At 35.8% G+C, this 24,049-nt stretch carries 14 protein-coding genes and 1 pseudogene; 7 read left to right on the top strand and 8 right to left on the bottom strand.

Features of this window, described 5'->3' with window-relative positions:
- Positions 1–61 precede the first annotated feature (61 nt).
- Positions 62–649: pseudogene (locus ACFIKU_RS06450) on the bottom strand (integrase); the annotation flags it as partial.
- A 795-nt stretch (positions 650–1,444) separates the two neighbouring features.
- Between ACFIKU_RS06450 and ACFIKU_RS06445 the strand changes: the two are divergent.
- The 6 genes from ACFIKU_RS06445 to ACFIKU_RS06420 all read left to right on the top strand — a co-directional run bounded on the left by ACFIKU_RS06445 (position 1,445) and on the right by ACFIKU_RS06420 (position 13,107).
- Entirely contained in the window at positions 1,445–1,582 is a 138-nt protein-coding gene (locus ACFIKU_RS06445) for a hypothetical protein (RefSeq protein ID WP_375657009.1), read from the top strand.
- Between the two features lie 430 nt (positions 1,583–2,012).
- A complete protein-coding gene (locus tag ACFIKU_RS06440; RefSeq protein WP_375642207.1) occupies positions 2,013–4,490 on the top strand; it encodes an autotransporter outer membrane beta-barrel domain-containing protein in 2,478 nt (825 codons plus the stop codon).
- A 672-nt stretch (positions 4,491–5,162) separates the two neighbouring features.
- Complete coding sequence (locus ACFIKU_RS06435; RefSeq protein ID WP_375642208.1) at positions 5,163–7,592, top strand: autotransporter outer membrane beta-barrel domain-containing protein; 2,430 nt, start codon at positions 5,163–5,165, stop codon at positions 7,590–7,592.
- A 144-nt stretch (positions 7,593–7,736) separates the two neighbouring features.
- The gene (locus ACFIKU_RS06430) at positions 7,737–8,957 is read left to right on the top strand and encodes an autotransporter outer membrane beta-barrel domain-containing protein (protein WP_375657008.1); all 1,221 of its coding nucleotides are present in this window, start codon (positions 7,737–7,739) and stop codon (positions 8,955–8,957) included.
- Positions 8,958–9,087: 130 nt separating this feature from the next.
- Positions 9,088–12,054, top strand: coding sequence for an autotransporter outer membrane beta-barrel domain-containing protein (locus ACFIKU_RS06425; protein WP_375657007.1), 2,967 nt, complete (start codon positions 9,088–9,090; stop codon positions 12,052–12,054).
- 909 nt (positions 12,055–12,963) lie between these two features.
- A complete protein-coding gene (locus ACFIKU_RS06420) occupies positions 12,964–13,107 on the top strand; it encodes a hypothetical protein (protein ID WP_375657006.1) in 144 nt (47 codons plus the stop codon).
- Between the two features lie 649 nt (positions 13,108–13,756).
- Here the strand turns inward: ACFIKU_RS06420 and ACFIKU_RS06415 are convergent.
- From ACFIKU_RS06415 to parA, 7 genes are all read right to left on the bottom strand, one after another.
- Complete coding sequence (locus ACFIKU_RS06415; protein ID WP_375657005.1) at positions 13,757–14,161, bottom strand: flagellar protein FlgN; 405 nt, start codon at positions 14,159–14,161, stop codon at positions 13,757–13,759.
- 2,845 nt (positions 14,162–17,006) lie between these two features.
- Positions 17,007–17,150, bottom strand: coding sequence for a hypothetical protein (locus tag ACFIKU_RS06410; RefSeq protein ID WP_273723552.1), 144 nt, complete (start codon positions 17,148–17,150; stop codon positions 17,007–17,009).
- 866 nt (positions 17,151–18,016) lie between these two features.
- Complete coding sequence (locus ACFIKU_RS06405) at positions 18,017–18,235, bottom strand: EexN family lipoprotein (protein WP_375657004.1); 219 nt, start codon at positions 18,233–18,235, stop codon at positions 18,017–18,019.
- 3 nt (positions 18,236–18,238) lie between these two features.
- Positions 18,239–18,508, bottom strand: coding sequence for an EexN family lipoprotein (locus tag ACFIKU_RS06400; protein ID WP_273723556.1), 270 nt, complete (start codon positions 18,506–18,508; stop codon positions 18,239–18,241).
- Positions 18,509–18,687: 179 nt separating this feature from the next.
- Positions 18,688–18,930: an EexN family lipoprotein gene (locus ACFIKU_RS06395; protein ID WP_375657003.1), complete on the bottom strand. Its 243-nt coding sequence runs from the start codon at positions 18,928–18,930 to the stop codon at positions 18,688–18,690.
- A 1,150-nt stretch (positions 18,931–20,080) separates the two neighbouring features.
- Positions 20,081–20,311 (bottom strand): plasmid partition protein ParG, encoded by a 231-nt coding sequence (locus ACFIKU_RS06390; RefSeq protein ID WP_375620281.1) that lies wholly within the window; start codon positions 20,309–20,311, stop codon positions 20,081–20,083.
- A complete protein-coding gene (gene parA / locus ACFIKU_RS06385; protein WP_375642217.1) occupies positions 20,308–20,937 on the bottom strand; it encodes a ParA family partition ATPase in 630 nt (209 codons plus the stop codon). The genes ACFIKU_RS06390 and parA overlap by 4 nt, the downstream gene beginning before the upstream one ends.
- 1,002 nt (positions 20,938–21,939) lie before the next feature.
- Between parA and ACFIKU_RS06380 the strand changes: the two genes are divergently transcribed.
- Positions 21,940–22,269 (top strand): TIGR01244 family sulfur transferase, encoded by a 330-nt coding sequence (locus ACFIKU_RS06380; protein WP_375657002.1) that lies wholly within the window; start codon positions 21,940–21,942, stop codon positions 22,267–22,269.
- The last annotated feature ends 1,780 nt before the right edge of the window (positions 22,270–24,049 follow it).

Raw genomic sequence — 24,049 nt, 5'->3', positions numbered from 1 at the left:
CAGCACAATGCGCTGCCTTTTTTGCTTTATATAAATCCTAATGAGACTTACCCCCCCTCCTTAAGAGAGCCCTTGCTTTTTCTACTGCCTGTAAAATCAATATCCACACCAAACGCCGCAACATGTTTGAAACAAAGCTTGAAACGTATCAGTGCTGTATTAGTCAGCTCCAGCTTTTGTATGACAGATGGGAGCGAGGGTATTGCGTATTTCTGTTTGTGTAATCTCTGAAACAGACAGACAGCCTAATTTAGGGGGAATATAAAGTTTTAAAGGTGAAAACCAGTTTTCATCTTTACCGTTATTTCTTAATTCAGATTTACGACTTTCAAAAGCATCTAAGGCAATGTCTTTTAAGTAATGGAGATGACACATTGCCTCACGTTTTTATTTTTCTCATTCTTAATGGGGTCACGACCATCATGTAAAACAGAACACCACCCAGTTGCACATTCAACGAGCTTTTTTTAAGAGGCTTTTCTTAAAGCACCCAAATCCATTTCGTAAAGGCGCCTATGAATGCTGTAACAGTAAAGCCATTGAGTACGCCATCTTTACGCTTATGAATGAGCAAGCCAGCACCATCATTATATTTTCCCGCCCCCAATGTGGCAACAGACCTTGCATTAAGACGGTTCATAAGAGACATTTTTAGTCTTTTCTTGTACAGTTTTTATCCACACACTCATCCCACTTGTTATGTGCAAATGAGTGGTTTTAGTTGATTCAAGATAAACAGCTTTGAAATGAGAAAATCTTACGGTATTCGAGAATCTTATTCAATGTAAATAACGATAAATTACCATTATAAATCAATATATTGAACAATTTTTATCAAGAAAAATATAAGGTATTTTTATCTAGAATATGTCACCAAGTATGCTGTCTTTTCGCACATGAAATTCATTTTTTCCTGAAGTATTTTCTTTTCCACTTAAATACGCTTTTCCTCCTCTTGACATGGGTTGCGCAGCTATTCATTATCGAATTTGTCTATAAAGCTAAGCAAAGTGTATTTTTAGACAATATAAAGAAAACACCATTGAAAAAGATAATGATAAAATAAATTCTCTCTTCATACCTTTTCTATGTGTATCCTCCTGTTTCTTCAATCCATGAGCTTAACACTACCTATAAGGATTCATTGATATTTCCATGTACCGTTTTTTAGGCAAACCATTTTGACAATGCTTATCCCTCTCATTCCGATCAGTATATTGATGTATAAAGATAATTATTTGTTTTTCATATTAAATGAGAATCTCGAATATCGTAGGATTTTCTTATTTCAAACTTGTTTCATGTTAAATCAATTAAAAATTTTCTTGTACGTTACAAGCAGAGCTGGCGTGTGGAGCAAAGTTATATAAGAAAAGCCTAAGAACTTCTATAATGAATTGTATCCAGAACTAAGGACTTGTCATAAACATTGGGAGCTAGCAAAGTGTGTAATGGGTTTGCTCTTTTAATAAGCGTAAAGATATCGGCTTTCTCCTTCGTAAGCGTAAAGATGATAGGACTCTATGGTTTCGGCGTTATAGCATTCATGACCACCGTCGCGAAATGGGCTGTGCGTCCTTAGAAAAATAAGCTTTGCTACCCTTAAGGAAAAGTCTCTTTTAAGAAAGCCTATGAATAGCCCCCCCTCATCTCTTCTTCTTATAACAGAGAAAATTTTCTGATCGTTTTGGTGAGTGCATAAAATAATATATCTTACCGCTATAGAGCTTTTATAACGATTATCCTGAATAAACAATTTTAAATATCATACTTCATCGTGTTTTTAGCATAAACTTAACCAAGCTAAGTTTTCTGAAATCCATTTTTCCGACTTTTTATGATCATAAAAAAAGCTTTTTCTAAGAAAAACTTAAAATCATAGAGAACACCATAAATATAATTTGTTTTGTTATTTACAATAAAAACATAATGATATAAAAACTGACTGGGTACTTGCGCCATCAGGGGAATGAAGTAAGCATCAAAGCATACCAAATACTAAAGGCATATCTATGTGTAAGAAATATATTTATAAGAAAAATTTTTTGTTATGTACAATTGCTGGAACTTTCATTTTTTCTCATTTTGCTCCAACTTATGCAAATAGACAACCTCCTGAAATTATTAGTGAGTTTAAGCTGGAGAAAGGAGAAGAAAAAACTCTTAATAACGTTTTTATCCGCAATGGATTGAGCGCAGTACACGCCTCTGAAAAGGCAATTGCCACAATTACGAATTCAACAATACATTCAGCTTCGTTTGCTTTTGCTGTATCACAAGGTGGACGTATTAATGCTAAAGAAGTAAAAGTCAATGCCTTGTATACTGGTCTATCAATTTCAAACGGTATCATTAACATTGAAGATTCATTCATAGAAACCAAAAGAAAATCCGGTATTATTTTTCATAGCATTTTAGATTATTTTCTGAAAGATGGTGAAGAAGTTATCAATAAGGCAATTCTTAACAATACAAAGCTTCTTGTGAGAGACGGTGTCGGTATTTTAGGACCATCATCTTCAAAGTCTGTTGCCGAGGTTCAACTTAGAAATTCAGAAATTCGTTCTGATGTATTATTACAAAACAATGTAAAAAAGAAAACAGATTCAGATCCTCATCCTGTGACTTTTGTATTAACTGCCGATAATTCGATTATGGAAGGAAGAGCAAGAACCTTGGCAGTAAATACAACTGTTTTTAATTTAAACAACAATAGCAAATGGTATTTAAATGTAAGTCAATACGACATAAATCGTGATTTTGGTTCATTTAATTATGCACTGCATGACATTAAACAACGAGCGCTATCTACCGTTTCAGTACTGAACTTGAATAATAGCTCTATTGTGTTTAATCCGCCACATGCGCTAGCAAAGGGGCAATATCAGACCTTGAGTGTAGGACGAACAATTGCGCTTCCTAATCCACAGGAAAACAGGGGCTCCGCTATAAAAACCGTTTATAATGCAGTAGGCAATGCAAGGTTTTATTTCAATACAGAATGGAGTGATGGTTTAGAAAGAGAACAACAAAAAACGGATCGCCTTCTTGTCCATGGGGATGTATCAGGCACCACAACAATTAGGTTCAATAGCCTTTCAAAAGGTGAGCCATCAAAAGAAGAAGCTTCTATTCCCGCGAATATGCGTGGACTGTCGCTCATTCAAGTATCTGGAAAAACAGATGAAAATGCCTTCAAACTAGCAAATGGCTATGTCACAATGGGCGGTTTGCCTTATAAATATGTCTTAAATGCCTATGGACCAACATCACGTCTTGGAAAAGCTGAGAGTACACAGAGCCATTTAGGAGAAGTAACTCAGCAATCACAAGAAAAGGGCTCAAAAACCGACACGACCCCCGTTGTATTAGGTGGAGTGGTTTTAAGGATTGAGAATAATATAAAAGGTGAATCAACACCAAGTTCTGAGCAAGTAGGAAGCATACAAAACCATTTGAGAAAAAATCAGAATTTCTGGGATTTCCGCTTGCAAAGTGCAACACTTGATGATGAAGGAAAGATCAGAGCTCTCGTTCCTCAAGTGGCAAGCTATTTGTCCATGCCTAACGCAATATTCTCAGCTGGACTGGCTGATGCAAACAATCAAAATACTTTGCTGAACACAATACAAGAAACAAGCTTTGAGACAAAAGATCATAAAAACAAAGGGATCTTTTTCTCAACTTATGGCAATAAGATGACATTATCCTCTCACCGTACACCATTACAATATGGCTATGGTGCCGATATTCACTATGCTGCTTTACAAGCAGGCATTACATTAGCAGCTCTAGAAGATCAAAACATGACCACCAGTTTTGGTCTTTTGGGGACATATGGGAAATTAGCTTTCACTCCAAAAGATATGGAAGGTGCTGACAAGAGTACACTCGACAAGTGGTCAATTGCTGCATATAGTGGACTGCGCCATAATAATGGTACATATATCCATGCACTTTTCTCCTATGGAATGCTCAAAGGAAATATCACCACAGCTCTCATCGGACATACTGCAGAGTTGAAAAACGCTGATACATTCAGTGCATCGGCGACCATTGGACAAAAGTTCGAAACCAGTAAGAAAGGATTGGTCTTTGAACCACAAGCACAACTTGTTTATCAACATCTCATGCTTGGCACACTCTCAGATGTCGATGGCTTTGACGTGAATATGGGCAATCCTCATCAATGGTTGGTGCGCGTTGGTGGACGTTTAACGAAAACAACGCTTTCTAGCCAACAAGACTCTACCCTTTCTTTCTATGGTAAACTAAACATTGTTAAAGCTTTTTCTAACAATGGCACAATACAGATTGGTGAACCATTCCACCTTGATTCTATGGGAGCTTCTGTTGAAGGTGGACTTGGTGTAAATGCACAATTGTCACAACATATCACACTTCGCGCTGATGTTAATTATCAACATAAGCTTCAAAAAACTGGTATATCTGGAGCAAGCTTTTCAGGCGGAGTAAGCTATCAGTTCTAAGAAAAAGCAAAAACAACTGATAATCTATTCATTTTTAATAAAAAAAGCAGTACGAATGTACTGCTTTTTTGCAATCTTTCGGAAAGAACCATTAATAACGGTTCTTTCTATACAGCTTTCTTAAAAGGATTAATTTCATTCAAACCAAATACAATAAAATTCTTTATCTCTCAATGACGATTGAAATCTCAAGAGAGCTGCCTTTTTGATTTATAAAAATCGAATAGATTCAATAAAAACTGTTATATATTGATAAAAATACAAAATATTTTAGTTTTTTTACATCAAAAAAATTCATAGTGAATAATTCTATATGCAAGAAAACCATCTGAAAGCTTTTTGCAAGCGCGCAACAAATCTTCTCTAAAAACTTTTAGAGTTTTCATAATAACAGCCTTAAGAAACAAACATCCTTGCAAAATATTTTGGTTCTTAGCACTTTAAAACAAAAATACTTATCAAGCTAGGTTTTCTGAAATCCATCTTCACTGCATTGCGCTTTCTATTTTAAAAGTTCTTATAAGACCAATTTTAAAACGATAAATAACAAAATTTAATATTCGTTTTGTTATTTACAATAAAAACATAATGATATAAAAAACTGACTGGGTACTTGCGCCATCAGGGGAATGAAGTAAGCATCAAAGCATACCAAATACTAAAGGCATATCTATGTGTAAGAAATATATTTATAAGAAAAATTTTTTGTTATGTACAATTGCTGGAACTTTCATTTTTTCTCATTTTGCTCCAACTTATGCAAATAGACAACCTCTTGAGATTCCTACGGTCCAAGTAGCTAATGGAGAAGAGAAGAGCCTTCATAATGTTTTTGTTCGTGGTAAGTATGATGCCGTGGTTGCTAAAAAAGGTCATATTACCATTACAAACTCAACAATGCACTCAGGCTTTACTTTGCTTTCTGCAACGTCAGGTGGTCAAATTAATGCCAAAGGAATTGTAGGAAGGGCAGAAGAGCATGGTTTGTCACTCAAAAACGGTATAATCCATATTGAAGATTCAACATTAAGAGTCATAGGCCACAGCAAAGTCTATGGTATCAATTTTGGTTATATTCTAAGCTCTACAATAAAAGAAGGAGAAGAAGTTGTAAACAAGGCAATTCTTAATAATACAAAACTTCTTGTAAACGACGGTGTAGGTATTTTCGGACCTTATTATTCTAAAACTAACGCAGTGTACCTTAAAAACTCAGAAATTCGCTCTGATGTGTTATTAAAAAATGAAGTCTCACCATTCGTCGAGATTCAACCTACTATTTTTACATTAGACGCTGATAATTCGATTATGGAAGGAAGAGCAAAAACACTTCCTCAAAATACAACAGTTTTCACCCTAAACAATAACAGCAAGTGGCATTTAAAAATTAGTCTATTTGAATTGGAAAATAGTTTTAGTCTATTTGATTATAAGCTCCTTGATCTTAAGAAACGTGCACAATCAATCGTTTCAGTCTTAAACCTTAATAATAGCTCTATCATATTTAACGCACCACATAAACTAGCAGACAATCATTATCAAACCTTGCACGTGGGAAAACAACCAACAGCTGAAGTTGCGAGAGCAGAGCAAAACAGGAGCTCTGATGCAACAACAGTTTACAATGCATCGGGCAACGCGAGGATTTATTTTAATACTGAATGGAGTAATGGCCTTACAAAAGAACAACAAAAAACTGACCGTGTTCTCGTTCATGGTAATGTCTCAGGCACCACAACGGTCTATTTCAACAATCTTTCAAATTCTGCAAAACCATTCAATAATGAAGAAGCAGAAGATTTTATTCCTTTGAATACGCGTGGTCTCTCACTCATTCAAGTTTCTGGGCAAGCCAATGAAGATTCCTTCAAACTTGCCCATGGCTACACCACAATGGAAGGCTTACCTTATAAATACGTACTCAATGGCTATGGACCAACATCCAGCCACGGGAAAGCCGATAAGGCACAAAGTCATTTAAGCGGAATATCACAGGAATCAAAACAGAAAAACGCGCAAAATACTAATGTATCATCCCTTGAAAAAGTAACCAACAGACAAGCCCCCTTAGAAGAAAATGGTGATTTCTGGGATTTCCGCTTGCAGAATGCGACTCTTGATGATGAAGGAAAGATCAAAGCTCTTGTTCCTCAAATGGCAAGCTATTTGGTTATGCATAATGCAATATTTTCCTCTGGCTTGGCTGATATAAATAATCAAAATACACTGTTAGATAATATGCACTCAACAGTTTTTGGATTAGAAGGTCATAAAAAGAAAGGGGGGTTCTTATCAACTTATGGCAACAAGATGACGTTATCTTCCAGCCGTAGTCCATTGGAATATGGTTATGGTGCAGATGTTCGTTATGCTGCTATACAAGCAGGCATGACATTAGTAACGTTAGAAAATCAAAACATAACTGCGAATCTTGGTCTTTTAGGCACATATGGAAAGCTTGCTTTTACACCAAAGGATATGGAAGGTTCTGACAAAAGCATACTGGATAAATGGTCCTTTACGGCATATGGGAACCTCCACCATGACAATGGTCTCTATGTTAATGCACTTGTCTCTTACGGCATTTTAAACGGACATATTACAACAGCCCTTATCGGCAACACTACAGAGTTAAATAATACGGATACATTAAATATATCAGCTACCGTTGGACAAAAACTAGCAACTGGTGTTGAAGGGGTGTCCTTTGAACCACAAGCACAACTTATTTATCAACGTATTGTATTTGGCACTCTTTCGGATATCGATGGCTTCCAAGTTAATATAAAGCCCCCTCATCAATGGTTGGTCCGTATTGGAGGGCGTTTAACGAAAACAATGCTTCCCATTGAAAAAGATCGTGTTCTTTCTGTTTATGGTAAATTGAATGTCATCAAAGCTTTTGGTGAGAAGCGCACTGTCGATGTTATTGAATCTTTCCATCTCGATTCTATGGGCTCTTCATTTGAAGGTGGGCTTGGCATTAACGCACAGCTTTCTAAAAACATCGCACTTCATGCTGACGTTAATTACCAACATAAACTTCAAAAAGCTGGTATCTCTGGAATTAATTTTTCTGGTGGTATGCATTATCGCTTTTAGAAATCTTAGCTCTCTATTTTGACGCGTAAGCAGCGCTGAGATGAAAACAGTGCTGCTTATATTTTACTACATTACAAAAACCGTAGTGTGTCAAAAAGTGGTTCATTTTTAGCAAAAAAAGAAAATATCTTAAGGAACATCTCTATGCATAAGAATCTTTTGTTATGTACAGCCGCTTGTGCTTTGTTTTTTTCTTCTTTTAACTTCACATCTACCAGTACTGCCTCTGGTCTAAGCCCTCAAGCACGCCATGCCCTTGATTTAATAAACATACCAACGCAAGCAGAAAAAACGACTCTTAACACATCCACAAAAGCTCATGTGAAATTACCCACAAAAGTTAAAAGAACCGCTACCGCTGATACCGAGAGCACCTCTAAACTTACAGATAATGAAGCAACAGCAACTTCTGCTTCTCTTGATTTGGCAGAAAAAAGAACAATTCTTACGCCACAAAAAGAAAGCTCTTTAGTCATGCCTATCGCAATGTTTGCTGTTGGGTTTTCTGATGTCAACAATCAAAATAACTTGTTAGACAATATGCAAATAACAATGTTTGAACCCAAAGATGATCCAGAGAGAGGCCTTTTCTTATCCTCTTATGGCAATAAGAACACCTTTTCTTCTAGGGCTCAAACAGAACAAAATGGTATTCAGGCAGACATTCGCTATGCTGCATTGCAAGCAGGGGCGACATTAATAGCGCTAAAAGATCAAAATATCAGCAGCAATTTTGGTCTTTTCGGAACATATGGGAAATTGTCTTTTACTCCTAAAAATAAGAAGAACTTTCAAAAAAATATGTTTGATAAATGGTCACTCACCGCATATGGAAATATTCAACATGACAGTGGCATCTATGCAAGTGCATTTCTCTCTTATGGAATTTTCAAAGAAAATAACACCACAGCTTTCATCAAAGATACCTCAAAAGTAAAGAACAGTAAAATATTAGGAGCCGCTGCAACTGTTGGTCAAAAACTGTCAACCAGTTTAGAAGGTGTAATCCTCGAACCGCAAGCACAACTTGTTTATCAACGTCTCATGCTTAGCGCTTTTTCAGATGACAATAATTCTAAAATAGACATAAGCAAACCTCATCAATGGTTGCTCCGTATTGGCGGACGTTTGACGCAAAACAAAGGCCATGCCCTTTCCTTCTACGGCAAACTAAACGCGATCAAAACTTTTAGTAACAACTTTCCGCTTGCAGCTATGGGCTCTCTAATCGAAGGTGGTCTTGGTATTCAGGCGCACTTATCGCAAAATATCGAGCTTCATAGTGATCTCAGCTATCAACATAAATTTAAAAAAGCTGGCATATCTGCAATAAATATTGCCGCCGGAATGCGCTATCACTTTTAAAAATACTTGTATCCCTATCTTGAAATATAAAGCACCCTCATTATGTTTCGTTTTGTCTCTTATAAAAGAAACATAATGAGGTCAAAGTTTTATCTTTATGAGAGGGGGAAATATTTAGGAATACATCCATATGAAAAAAAGTCTTTTACTACACACAGTTTCTGGAGTTCTGTTTTGTTCTTCCACCAGCTTGTCTTATGCTCTTCATGATGCGAATGCACAACCTACGATAGATCTCCCTTCTCCGCCACTAAGTGCTGAAGAAGGGAGCCACCCGACTCTTCCTAGACGTACAACAACAATAACTACTCCTCCTACAACGGTTGAACCTACTGCAACTCCTTTTATAAGTACTGTAACTTCTAAAAATACTGTAGTGTCCCAAACGCGAAGTAGAAGAAATTCAATAAGCGATACAACTGTACAAAGCACTCCTCTTACACAATCTTCAACGACAGGAATGGAAGCAAAATCGAGAAGACGTTCAGGTGTTTCCACCTCTTCTACAGATTCTTCCAGCGAAAAAACACTATCGAATTCTGCTGTATCTTCACAGCCAGAAGCGACACAACCTTCACCTAATTTACAACCAACACTTACAAACTCTGAATCTACAAAAACAGCAACAGAGCTATCGCCAACACCTAAAGAACCAGAACTCGCACAGCCAATATCTTTAAGATCAGAAACTGGAAAACCAGCATTACAAGTACCGCCAAAACCTATAAAAACAGTGCCCGTACGATCTGCCTCTGCACAAAAAGTATCTGAAAAATTAGAGCTTGAAAAACCAATATCACCAATAAAGCGACCTGAAAATTCTACACAAATTGAGGATGTAAGCCTTGGAGTTGAGGCTAAAAACGGTAAGACCATAACGCTACATAACAAAAAAATTCAAGACAATGGTTTTGCCGTACATGCAGAGGGAAATAATTCAAAAGTCAACATGATAGGGGGAACAGTTGATGCGCGTTTTGTTGCACTAAGTGTATCAGATGGTGGAAAAATTGATGCTACAGGTATTACTGCAACAGCAGAAACAGTTGGTTTGGTAAATACAGAAGGCACAATCAAACTGAAAGATTCAAGCGTACATGTCACGGGAAATTATGAAGCGAGCGGTATTATTTTCCGCAATAATCAATATCATGCCCCTAGAAAACAATATACACCCAATGCTGAAAGGAATACCAATGCCGTTCAAGAACAAGATGGTGCCAATATTGCCGATAAAGTAACCCTAGAGAATACAAAGCTGTTCGTTGAACATGGTAGCGGTATCAGCCTTTATGGAGCAGACATAAACGGTGAAGTCAACCTTAAAAAATCAGAAATTCATGCTGATATTTTATTAAAAAATACAAAGAACGAAAATGCCTTCACAAACACCCTTACACTGGTTGCAGACCACTCTTCTTTAGAAGGTAGGGTAAGAACTTCTAAAGATAATAGAACAGTTTTTGATCTAAAAGAGGGAACAAAGTGGCTTTTAAAGGTGAGTAAAAACGCTGTAAATAATGATAATGTTTCAGATGATCATGTACGGTTTGGTGTTGATAAAAAATCATACTCGAACCTTTCTGAATTGCGCCTTACAGACAGTGTCATTATGTTCGACAAGCCAATGGAGCGACATTATCAAACTCTGTTTATAGGACCTAATCTTCCGAAAAGAGATGGAATCGCTCATACAACAGCGGTTTACAGTGCAAAAGGTGTTGCAGAAATTTATGTAAATACTCAATGGGATAAACATTCTCCTATCACGGAGCAACAGACCGATCGCATTGTGATTAATGGTGATGTCTCAGGGAGTACTGTTGTTCACATCAATCTGCAAGAAACAGATAAAAAAATAACCGATAGCTCTGCTGTTTGGGAAGAACATATGGCGTCACTTCCTTTAGGGACACATGGGATTTCAATCATTCAAGTTTCCGGACAAGCAAATGAAAATTCCTTCACGTTAGAAGGAAACTATATGACAATAGGGCAACAACCTTATAAGTATGTCCTCACAGGCTATAAACCTGGAACATCTCATGAGAGTCAAAATCTTTTTGGTAAAAACAGTAGTTTCTGGGATTTCCGTTTACAGAATGCCTACCTTGATAAGGATAAAAAAGTTCGAGCCCTTTTGCCACAGGTAGCAAACTATTTAACCATATCTAATACTTTATTTTCTGCTGGATTTACTGATGTAAACAATCAAAACACGTTGTTAGACAATATGCGAACAACAGTTTTTGGAGCAGAAGACAATAAAAAGAATGGTATCTTTTTCTCTTCCTACGGTGAGAAAGTCACCTTATCTTCCAACCGCGATCCACTGCATTATGGTTATGGCGCTGATGTAAACTATACTGCTTTACAACTAGGTGTCATATTAGCTGCCTTGGAAGGCAAAGACATAAGCACACATTTTGGTCTTTTAGGAACATACGGAAAACTTGCCTTTACGCCAAAAGAGATGCAAGATTCTGAAAAGACAACACTTGATAAATGGTCACTTAGCGCTTACAGCAGCATCCAACATAGCAATGGTATATATGTAAACACACTTCTTTCTTACGGAAAATTAAAAGGAAATATTACCACAGCTCTTGTTGGGAATGCCGCAAAATTGGATGGTACTGAGATGCTTAATATATCTGCAACCATTGGTCAGAAATTAGCAACCAACGCAAAAGGATTGGTATTTGAACCACAAGCACAATTTATTTATCAAAATCTTATGTTTGATATCTTCTCAGATGCCGATGGCTTAAAAGTAGAGATGGGCAATCCGCGTCAATGGTTGGTGCGTATTGGTGGACGTTTAACAAAAACTATCATGGCTGTTGAAGAAAATAAGGCTGTCTCCTTCTATGGTAAAATGAATGTTATCAGAGCTTTTGGTGATGGTAAAACCATAAAAATTGCTGATACCTTTCATGTTGATCCTACCGGCTCTTCAGTTGAGGGAGGCATGGGGGTGAATGCATATCTTTCGCAAAATATCGTGTTAAACGCCGATATCAGCTATCGGCAAAAACTGCAAAAAGCCGGTGTATCTGGCACCAGTTTTTCTGGCGGGATACGTTATCGTTTCTAAAGCAGAAGCTAATCTTAACTTAAATAAAAGGGCAGCACAAAGTGCTGCTTTTTTATTAAACTTATATTTTTTAAAATTCTCAAAACTCATTATCACATCAAAGAAGGTTTTGACTTATAATATTTCTTTTGCATATTGAATAAAAAACTGAATACCATAGCATTCTCTCATTCCCCCTCCATGCATAAAGTTTTATGTCTTACACCACACTTCAAGCGATGATGTTTTTACAGCACAACAGAATAAACATTCATGCGGATTTTAAAAAAAGTCAGCCCCTTCTTCGCTGTAGACGCTCCATTTATTTTAGATGATGTGCATTTAATATACCTGCTATAAAAACTTGATATCTGTTATAAATTATTAAAGGCATGTTTTCCCTCTAAAATCTCAATGCTACACCAACTCCCTCATAAGATAACACATTAATCTATAAAGAGTGTTCATTGTTTTGCTTGTAAAATGAGAATCCAAAATAGCGTAAGATTCTTTCATTTCAGACCTGTTCCATGTTGAATCAACCAAAATCATGTCTCTTGCAAGTTACAAGCGGAAAGAGCCCTTGCGGATAAAAAACTATTAAGAAAGGATTAAAAATGCCTCTAATGACCCCTCTCAAGTGCCAAAGGCTATAGCAACATTGGGAGCAAACAAAGAATATGACAGTGTTGAAAAATATAACAATATCAACTTACTCTTTTATTAAGCATAAAGATGCTCGTACCCCATAGATTTTATATGATTTCCATGGGGACTTTATTATTATACCATTCACAAATTCCGTTGCATCAGAGATGTCGTTTCTCCCCATAAACACCATCACAAAATAGGCTTGAGAGCCTAGATGTTTCTTAAAAACAAGGTCGTGAATTAGGAATAACAAATCCATTCTATTTTGAGTGTTTTGTCATGCATGAAGGGCGTGCCCCCAGTAAAAAACACAATAAAAATCTTGAAATAATGCGTAATCTTCATTATCTAACAGATAGTTTTTTAGATGCTTTTGAAAAACATAAAGCTAAATTAAAGAATGGTGGTATAGAAGGAAGCTGATTTCTAGCCCCTTTATTCTTTCCCAATAAGATCGCCTCCCCATTTCAAATATTACGCCAACAAAGGTATACGCAATATATTCACTCCAATCTGGATGCTCTCTCCAATCTAGCATACAAAAACTAAAATAGCAGAAAACAATATTAAACCGCTTTAATTTTTGTCTCAAACATATAGATTTAAACAGCTAACCGCTTCATATCACCACACTTCAAAGGACAGTACTCCATGAGGCTTATAGGCAATATTCAACCCTCAAAAGACTCAATATATAAAACCTTATATTACCACAGCCCCAAGGAAGCTGTTTTTAAGGCATCACAGGCTGGCTTAAATATTCTCTTGATCCGCCTCTCTAGACTAAAAAATGAAGCGCCCTATTAACTCAGTCTGCAAACAATGCTCTGTAAATAATCCGCCTTCTCTTAGTCCTCTTCCAGCTAGTTTCCCCCACAGCATGCGGTTCACATCACCACACCTTAAACGACATTGTTTTAAGAACAGCGTTTTACAGTACAACAGGATAATAATTTAAATACCCAAATGCGCTTAAAACATGTCTACTCACTAAACGCACTATTTATCCAAATCAACTGCTCTACCTAATCATTGTCATCACTTAGAACAGCCAATATTAATCAGATTTGAATCATTCCTCTATTTCTTTCGCGCGTCCAGATAATTGCATAGCTCTAGAAAGATCATTAACTGCATTTAAATGTGTTTGAAGTAATTCACTATTACGCTGTAATTTTCCTTGTAAATCAGATAGCAAACTTTCAACCTCATGTTCAATATCTTGATTCATGTAGCGCTTCACATCACTCATGGATTTATTAAGATCACGCAAACCACGTATTTTACGCAAATTTATTTCTTCGTAATCTGGAATACCACTGCTCTCTAGCATATTGCTTTCATAATCAACAACTTGAGCTAATCCTTTAACAGCAGCAACAAATTTTGTCATCGCCCAATCACGATCAATAAGGTTGTTATCAAGAACTTTTGCTTTTGCTGCAAAACTATCATCACCATATTGCACTACAGACATTTTTACTTCCCCTTCAACACTATTGTTCAATCTTACTTTCAAATGAGGGAGATTAAACAGGTTCTCTACAATGCTGATACACTCAACCAAGCTCGTGGTGCAAACATTGCTCAAACAACAGCACGACAATCCTTCAAAGCGTATACCACTTCAACTTTCAACGCATTCTTTCAAATATTTTTCTGCTTTGCTCCAAAACCATCATTGCGGCTATACTAATTCATCGAAACGCTATAGACTTAAACCTTACGTAGCAATACTGAAACTTTTATAGCAATATGAAACTTCTATATTGGCTCTGTCGATTTTGGTCTATTTCGCCTTGCCTATTTTATCTTTGCCTATTTTATCATCAGCACGTCTTCAACAGAAAACAACCACACTCTCGCGAGAACCTTGGCCATAAAAGCTATCTGCCGACAAAAAACCCGCAGCATATCTTGCAGCATAAGCCCATTAAAAATTTCAGCATTTTACCGATAGCAGCATTTTACCCTCCATAACTTTATGGCTTTCTCTGCACCTAAACTTGCATACCTTCTGGCACCCCATAAGACAGCACCCTACAAAATTAGTGCACACCCATCCAAAAAGACACACCTCCCCCTGCTCTTTCTGCACACATGCAGTATTTCGCATAAAATACGAAAAGAATGCTCTTTTGAACAGATCAGCCATACGGCAATATTAAAAAAGACATCTTAAATAGCTAAACAGCCATCAATCTTTCTTTTTTAAATTATCATTCGCTTTTCTTTGCAATGAACGACTATATAAGATTTTTTGAACCTTTTCAAGAGTTTCTTAGCCGATCAGTTCGATATGTCTTCAATCGCATATTCACGCGCTTGTTTTAAAGAAACATCTCTTAAGTGCACCCAAGCCTATTTCGCGCTTCCAGCCATGAATGGTATAATGATAAATCTCCATGACGTGTATAAAATCCATTGAGCACTTTCCATCTTTACGCTTAATAAAAGAAGCAAGCCAGCACCATCACATATTTTGCTAGCCCCTCATGTTGCGATATCCTTGGCAATTTGAGTGCGGTTCAAAAAGCATGCCTTTCTTGTACAATTTCGCTCCGCATGGCCCCTCCCCACTTGTAAGTGCAAAAGACATGATTTTGATTGCTTCAATCTAGAATAGATTTGGAATGAAAAAATGCATCGGTATTTAGGGCTCTAATTCAAATTGAATAACGATAGATTATCATTATAAATCAAAATATTATCCAATGCATAACGCTTAACACTCCCCACATTGATATTTTCAGAATTTTCACTGCATCTTCCTATAGATTATTTCACTCCATAACACAGTTTGCTCTTAACATCGCGGCTTTACATGCGCTACTAGTATAGAAACAGAGAAAAACAATCATTTTATAATCAAGGTACAATTTTTGTTACGAACTTTCTCTCATTTTCAACCTTCTAAATGCAGCTCTTCTCTTTCATAATCATCACATTTCAAATCTATTCCATGTGGAATAAATTAAAATCACTTTCTCGCACATCACAAACAACGCCCTGATGTGTTGATAAAATACACTGAAAGAAAAATGCCTCTTATGAACCCTCTTAAATGCTAAGGGCTATAGTAAACATTAGAAGAAATCGTACGATGACCGTGACTTGCTCTTTCATAAGTGTAAAGATGGCAGCATTCTATAGATTTTTATATTATTCAAATTTTATATTATTTCACGAAAGCTTTACCGTTATACTATTCAAATTTACCGTTATACCATTTACGAGTGTCATCATAAACTGTCTGTCGTGTGCGTTGAGAGATATTTCTTTAAAAAAGTACATAAATATGCAATAAAAATATATTAATATACAACATAAATATATTTCGTTTGGAACGTGCTATTCTTTTGTGCAAAAACATGCCCCATTAGAGCAGCATTAACCAATCTTGCTATGAGATGAACGATCAGAAAACATTTTTATCTTCCTCCGCTCACCTTAAAAAACCAAGATCTTAACTCAATCTGCTCTGTACGCAGTCCGAATTTTTGTCAAATGATCTTCTCTTGACTTTCCACTCATGTGATTCACTTAAACGAAAACGCAACAAATAAACCTATGAATATTCATCACACACTAAAAAGTACTTAAACGTTCCAAGAAAACTTATGCCTTATATTACCGCTATAAATGACAGTGTTTTATAGCATAACAGGATAAAAAAGTTTTCTGCAACACAAAACCTACAAAACCAATGAATATCCCCTTTAAAACTTTCTTTTTTAGGATTCACAGTGCTCCAATTCCTCAAGCCTTTATAAAAAAGGAACGATTTTAAGCTTGCTGAATATATTGTATCAGCATATATTACAGATTGTAACATATTGTTATTCATAAAATCACCTCAAAAAGAACAGAAAGAGGTTTTTATGGCTGATCTCGTAAAAGCCGCTATGCTTTATTCAACCTTGATTATCACCATCAATGCTTTTGTTGTTATTTTAGTTCTCGTAATAGAAATATACTAAGCATACTCTCTTGGCTTTTTGTAATCTGCGCAAATGAGCATCTTAATTTCACATAAGATCAAAGAAAAATTTTAATTCTACAGATAAATCACACACCCAATTTCAAACATCGCTTGCGACTATTTGAGTGTTAACTCTGCTTTTGTATGCATTTTTAACCATCAGTGTCCGCCTTTTCACGCTACCTTGAATCTCAACTTCATTTCCGCCTTAAAAAACTAAATTTTCTACCAGATCCGATCTGTAAATAATTTGTCTCCTTATTGAGTAAGCCTCTTGCTTCCCCCCTTCAGTGTATATCACAATTTTAAAGGATAATATTTCATGAAGCTTATGATAAATCTATTGAACACCATCTTTACCCTTATGAGAAAATAAACCAGCATCATCACACATTTTTCCAGCCCCAAATGTTATAACAACCTTTAGCACTTGAGATCGTTCATAAGAGGCATTTTTACTTCTTTCTTCAACAGTTTTTACCACACGGCTCTCCGTGCTTGTAACGTGCAAGCAGATGGTTTTAATTGATTCAATCTAGAACAGATTTTGACGAGATCATCGTTCAACATAAAATAATTAAACTATTTTTATAAATCAAAGTGTTATTCAAAATAACATTCATTACACACTCGAAAACAAAAAGCATCTCATATGCAAAGTTTTACATAAGCTCCACCGCTCAACATGATAATATTACGGCACAATTAAGATAAAACATAACAAGGAAAAACCTTGCAAACTCAGAAAAGAGGGGGAAAAATGAAAAGGTGTGGAGAGCGCTCAATTCCTCACACATCCAGCAAAACCGTCCTAGCAAAACTGCCTCACGTCCTAACTAATGTTATAATATTCTCAAATCAAAATCAATTTTTTAAAAATAGTTTGAGAAAAAAATTTGAGTATAAAACGATAATAATTCCATTTAGAATGTTTTTTTCTTTATTAAAACAGAGAAAAGTAATTTCCAAACAAATGTTTCCTTTCAATTTTTCCCAAATTAGCCACAATGCTTAAAGCCGGTCTTAGTGTGATGAAACATTTATTTATGATAAAGGCAGAAAAACACCCCAAAGATAGATTTAATCTCATATTTTAAATACATGTAACCAAAACATTAAAAAATCAGCTCATAGTTTGCAAAATTAGCACTAACACGTAGCAACTCATTGGGGGATGCAATACTATCACAATTGAAAGCACTTTTGGGCTGAACAAATGACAGTATAGCATCCGTTTACACAAAGAGTAGAGATCGTAAACAGCTAATTCTTGAAGCCATCAAACGACTCTCTAAAAGTTAGAGAGATCCTAAAAAGCGTAATAGAATCAATTTATTGAATTGTATGTTTTTAATTAATGCCAAACATAAGTTCCATATAGGCTTGTCTGGCATGTTGACAATTTTTAGATTTCTCTATAGAGGATGGATCCATTTTTTCACATTTTTTTACCCACTCTTCGAGTAATTTTTTATCTTTCTTGAATTCCGCTGCGCTGTAAGTTTTTTCGCAACCAGAAACGCCAAGTCCAGTACAAACCAGCAATACTGCGATAATAACTTTATTCATGATTTAATTCCCTTCCTTTTTATCTTCAGTTTTTTTCTCGTCATCATGTACAAAGCTCGCACCAGGCCAATCTCGGGCATGAACTTCACGATACGCTTTATCTGCGTTTTTACAATTTTGAGAATCTAAATTCCCTGATATCATACATTTCATTGCCCATTGCTCGAGCAATTTAGGATCTTTTTTAAACTCTGCTACGCTATAGGTTTTTTCGCAACCAGCAAGGATAAGTCCAGTACAAACCAGCAATGCTGTGATAATGACTTTATTCATCAATAAATTCCCCTTTTTTCAAATTTACAAAGTTTAGGACACAATTTAGGGTCCCATTAAATTTGTACATTCAGTTCATTGTGTATTTTCAAAAATTTTAACATCGACTTCTGTACGCATTTTTTCCAACCTATGATGATAAATCGCGTACAAAGAAAAACACCGCTATCAATATATTTTTATGATTTAATTGTTATCCTGCTTTTTTCAGTTTCATTGCCCTTTTTGCCACTTTCACGAAGTTCCTTTGCAAGATTTCTATAATGCTCTTGAAAAAGTTCCATATCGGCTTGCATGACATTTTGACAATTCTTGGTTGCAAAAGCAGAGATCCCCATTTTATCGCATTTCTTTCCCCATTCTTGCATCAATTTTTTATCTTTCTTAAATTCCTCAACACTGTAGTTTTTTTCGTGAACCAACAGTAACAAGCCCCATGCAAAGCAATAGCGCTGTTATAATGACCTTGTTCATGATTTAACCCCTCTCTTTGTTTTATTTTTATTAACAATATCTTTGAGTTCACATCCCCTCCCATATTGTGACCTTGCATCTAACTTTCCTTTGCAAATACGCACACTTCCAACGTAAACATGTTAAATCATGAGAACTGATTTCATTTATCAGACTTGCATTTGTAACATTATCTGCACGGCTGTTCTTTGTATTTGAAGTATTTAAACTTCAGCAGTAATTTTGATATCTTGGCATTTTTCAAAAAGCTTTTAATTATTTTTTCAAAAATCACTTCATCATGCGAAGTCGCACAAAGTTTTATCAAAAATTCGTAATGCCTATATCCATTGCAAATTCCCTGCAAATGAAAGAATACACCTTTTAATCAACTGATTGCGCTCTTATCATTTCTTAAACCACCGGAAAAGAAAGAAACCTTTAAGTTCCCCCTGCACTTTTTAAAAGCCAATAGAAATGCTAAAAAAGCGATCTTATACATTGCAATTGAAGCAAAAACCTATTTACTTGCGTACCATTACGACTGGTATTAACTATTTAAGACTATAAAATCATATAAATGTAAGAAATACTGTCTATAATCTGCTCAATGACTTCTTTTGTTTATTAAGAATTATTAGGAAAACTTATAGTGCACCAATATCAGTAAATTTTACTTATTTTTATCCCCCCTTTATAAATATGAATATAATTTAATTAATTAAATCGCTGCATAACAGAAAAAAATAGTCAATGCTACTCTTAATTCCATTATTTACGCATGTATTAATTAAAATAAACAAAAAATAACCTGACGTTTAAAATCATTATCAAGACAATTTTTATGGAAGAATAAACTTATCTATTCATCTAGCGGATAAGATCACAAGTAGTACGATAATTATCACATTTATAAGGAAAAATTTGAAACGGAGAATTTTTCGCAAGCTCACAGCTCTTTCATGAGATGATACAGAACCTTATGAAAAACAACTTAAATGAAACAGCCCTCATGAAAAAGGAAGGGCGCTTGTATTATTAACTTCGTATAAAAACAACCGATATCATCTCTAGAAAAAGCATTCTTACCAACGAAACCTTATTATCGTATATCATTTTTTACACTTTTCCGTATTTTTGTGAAAGCAGTTCACGTACCTCATCGGCTATTTTAGTTCCACGACTTGCACAACTTACCTTAATCAATCGATGCAAACTTTCTGGTATATCAATCGTGAGGCGCTTCATACCTCCACTCATGCTCCCTTTGGAGCTTCCTACCCATGCATCCGCCGTTAAAGGAATTGATTTATTCGTTGGTTTTGTGCCGATTTTAATTTTTTTATTCATCGCGCTAACTCCTTGATTTCCGCTGCAACAGCTTCAATTTCTGCTGTTGCTGGTCCTTGCTTATCAACTTCATAAACCGCCTTCCCCTGTGCTGCTGCTTCTGCAAAAATCACGCGCTGCGCAACGCTAGAAGAAAGAATATGCACGGGGTATATACCAAGAGCTTCGTTCACATCACGCCCTATCGCTGTATTGACTATTTTACGATTAATAACAAAAGCAGATTTAAGATTTTCTTTATAAACACGCGCTTCATCAATCAGCTTTACAATTCCATCGGCAGCCCAAATATCATAGGGACTAGGCAAAACAGGTATAAGCACCAAATCCGAAGCCATAAGAGCACTACGAGCAAGATCAGTCACACGCGGAGGACCATCGATAATAATATGATCATAACCATGACCAATCTGTGTAATCTCTTTGTGAACCGTTGGTCGCGGTAAACCAATAACCGAAAACAAAGGTTCATCTTCACGCGCAGCAGCCCAATCCAATGCGCTCCCCTGTGGATCAACATCAATAAGCAATACCCGTGCACCAGTACGCGCAAAACTGGCCGCAAGATTAACACTCAACGTCGTTTTTCCGACACCTCCCTTTTGATTCAAAAGTCCAATGATCATTTATTACGCCTTTCAGCATTATCGTTTTTACGATTATACAGAAATCAACAAAATAAGCAAGCATCCAATACGTGCAAAATAACCATTTCTCCTATTTTTAGGATAAAAACGACAGCCCACAATTTTGTCTTTATAATATTCTTTTAGCATGAGCAAAAACATTATGGAGATGATATTCTTGAGAATAATAAAAATAAATTTAAACAAGAGACACCCTCTTCTTCTCCCACCTTAAAACGAAGATTCCTAAATCCATGTCGATCTGTAAACAATGCTCTGTAAATGATCCAGCTTCTTATCTCACGCCTACCTTTTGCAGCTTCTCCCTTTATGCACTCCACTTAATGCAACTCTACAAATAAGCTCCACTCTGAATATACAACAAACTATAAGAAGCATTCATTGTTTTGCATGTTGAATGAAAGAGCCTAAATCAGGAAGATTCTCTCATTTTATGCCCTCTGATATTAAATCAATCACAATCATGTCTCTTGTACGCTACAAGCGGGGCTGGCGTGTGGGTAAAAACTGTACAAGAAAAGATTAACATGCTTCTTATGAATTGTCTCAAGAGCCAAAGAATGTAGTAACATTGGGGCTGGAAAATATAACAATGGTGCCAACCTACTTCTTCATAAGCGTAAAGAGGCTAGTGATCAATGAATTTTATACTCTTATACGCTCAACAGGGTAAAATGGGCTTAAGAGAAATAAGAATACCTCCAGCAAGCATGTGAACAAGTAACACAATGGAATGTCTATGCTTGATAAACACAATAGATTATCCATAAAGACCAAACAGCCGTCTTGCATAAGATCGAATAACGAACATATGGCAAAGTGAGATATTTTGCATCTTACAGCTCATTTTCTCCAAATAGATCTTCTCGACAAAAAGAATATTTTTGTTAAGATGCCATTGAAAAACTTACCTTCATTATGTTCTTTTATATACCAGACCAGAGGGTATCATAAAGGTCGTGCAATTGAGAATAAATAAAAATGAATTTACAACAAATTGAACCTGATATTTTTATCAGCACCCAAATTAGCATAGAAAATATCAAAACATTGGCACAAGCTGGTTTTAAAACAATTATCTGTAACCGCCCCGATCACGAGGAGCTTCATCAACCTGACTTTTCTAGCATTAAAACGGTCGCAAATGAATATGGCATAAAAGCCTATCACATTCCCATTTCTCCTCCAACTATAGAACAGTCAGCTGTTGAAGCTATGCAAACAATTTTAAAAACCGCCTCTCTGCCTCTTCTCGCCTATTGCCATCACGGAGCACGCTCGCTGCATCTTTATCGTTTAGCACGTCTTTAAACACATGTTTCATATGCTTCCTCCTCGCCTTAAAAGATAAAAACTCTTAAACACACATCAATCTGTAAAAAACAATCTGTCAATAATCTTTGTCTTGCGCCTTTTCCTTGGCTTGCCACTTCATAAAACTCTACAAGCAAGCTTTGCTCCTCAATATACAACAAACATGCACACCGGAAGCCATAAAAATACATGAAAACTCATATGATGATCAAGGAAAATTATTTTCACCTCACCTTTTATCACTGCTCCACCTCCTTTTTCTTAATCCTTTACCAATACGAGCTCATTCGTACGCCACAAACACCTAAAACGACAGTAAAACCACTAAGAAAACCCCATATTCCATAAAAAGGCATGCAGAGTATTTTATAAAAAAGCCGTAAGCCATAATCTATGGTTATTATAAGATATTGATTTATAATAATTAATTATTTTGCACGTTGAATAAGAACGCCTAATACCGTAAGATTCTCCCATTTTAAGTCTATTGATAATGAATCAATCAAAAGCGTTTTTCTTATATGTCACAAGCAGGAAGAGTTCGTGTGAAGTAAAACGAGTTAAGAAAAATCCCTCTCATAAACGCTCTCAAATAGCCAAGGCTGTACAACACTGAAGACTTGTCAATATAACTGATGATACCGGATTGCTCTTTTATTAGGCATAAAGATGATAGCGCTCAACGGAGCTTGCATGATACCATTCATGAGTGCCATCATGAAAATGGATATAGGAAGCGTTGAGAGATATTTCTTTAAAACAAACGCGTAAATTAGCAAAACAAATATATTCCAGCATTTTATTTTACCTGTAGGGTGTGATTATCCTATTCAAAGAACAACAAAAGCCTGAAACTGTTATTTTCATGATTTAAGAGATATTGCTCTGGAACCTTTTGAATGTGAAAAAACCGAATTTTAAAAAGATAATCATCTGGACTGATTTTCCCCTTTATAACTTCATCTTTTTTCCCAATAAGGCTGTAAATTGATTTCAGAGATTATCCAAATGAATATAGGCAATATAGGGGGCTCTCCTCATCTGGCACACAAAAGCTGTAACAGCAGAGAGAGCACTAAAGTGCCTTAATCTTTGTCTCAAACATATTGCTCGCGTTGAGGATCGCTAAAGCAAAAGCTTTATGAGAAAAACAATGCCATAAAGTTACAAATAGACCAAACGTAGATTGGAAAGATGTTCCAACTTTTATCCAATACTTCTATCAAAAAACAACAAAACATTATTAGCTTTGCGTTTTCATATCCTTACAAAACTGCCTGCCCGCTGTGTTATAGGTGTTATATTTGTGAAGAAAAAAGGAGATATATGGACAGTTCTTAACTTGAGAATCTGAAAGATTTACGTGATACAATAACAAAATTGTACCTTTATCATCAAAAGCATGAGAAATTTTGAAACAAGTACACCTGCTTTCTCGCAATGATTTCTTTTTATCTGCAATCGATCGCAGTCTCCTTAATGTGAAGCCCCTCTCGCAATATACGAGAAAAACGAGACTTAAAGCATTTTCAAGCAGCTTTATTCTCGTTTACGTTATTGGTTAGCACAAAACAGCTGTTGACCACCGCTCTACTTCACAAGACACAACAAACAAACCTTTTTAAAATATTCATCATATGATACAAAATATCACATGAGTAAGGTTTTACATAAACTCTATACCATCATAAAAGACGATACGGCATAATAAAACAAATTAGAAAAAAGAAACCATAAATTTTTAAAATAAAAGAGTCATCTATTAAATTTTATCAAG

It is taken from the genome of Bartonella sp. CM120XJJH (assembly GCF_042194715.1).
Taxonomy (GTDB): Bacteria; Pseudomonadota; Alphaproteobacteria; order Rhizobiales; family Rhizobiaceae; genus Bartonella.
Note: the sequence above shows the minus strand (reverse complement) of the source record. Positions and strands in the feature narration are given on the sequence as shown.

What these genes read in the sequence shown, in the direction of transcription:
- ACFIKU_RS06440 (WP_375642207.1), top strand. Translation starts at nt 2,013, where the DNA reads ATGTGTAAGAAATATATTTATAAGAAAAATTTTTTGTTATGTACAATT.
- ACFIKU_RS06435 (WP_375642208.1), top strand. Translation starts at nt 5,163, where the DNA reads ATGTGTAAGAAATATATTTATAAGAAAAATTTTTTGTTATGTACAATT.
- ACFIKU_RS06430 (WP_375657008.1), top strand. Translation starts at nt 7,737, where the DNA reads ATGCATAAGAATCTTTTGTTATGTACAGCCGCTTGTGCTTTGTTTTTT.
- ACFIKU_RS06425 (WP_375657007.1), top strand. Translation starts at nt 9,088, where the DNA reads ATGAAAAAAAGTCTTTTACTACACACAGTTTCTGGAGTTCTGTTTTGT.
- ACFIKU_RS06420 (WP_375657006.1), top strand. Translation starts at nt 12,964, where the DNA reads ATGCATGAAGGGCGTGCCCCCAGTAAAAAACACAATAAAAATCTTGAA.
- ACFIKU_RS06415 (WP_375657005.1), bottom strand. Translation starts at nt 14,161, where the DNA reads ATGTCTGTAGTGCAATATGGTGATGATAGTTTTGCAGCAAAAGCAAAA.
- ACFIKU_RS06405 (WP_375657004.1), bottom strand. Translation starts at nt 18,235, where the DNA reads ATGAATAAAGTTATTATCGCAGTATTGCTGGTTTGTACTGGACTTGGC.
- ACFIKU_RS06400 (WP_273723556.1), bottom strand. Translation starts at nt 18,508, where the DNA reads ATGAATAAAGTCATTATCACAGCATTGCTGGTTTGTACTGGACTTATC.
- ACFIKU_RS06390 (WP_375620281.1), bottom strand. Translation starts at nt 20,311, where the DNA reads ATGAATAAAAAAATTAAAATCGGCACAAAACCAACGAATAAATCAATT.
- parA (WP_375642217.1), bottom strand. Translation starts at nt 20,937, where the DNA reads ATGATCATTGGACTTTTGAATCAAAAGGGAGGTGTCGGAAAAACGACG.
- ACFIKU_RS06380 (WP_375657002.1), top strand. Translation starts at nt 21,940, where the DNA reads ATGAATTTACAACAAATTGAACCTGATATTTTTATCAGCACCCAAATT.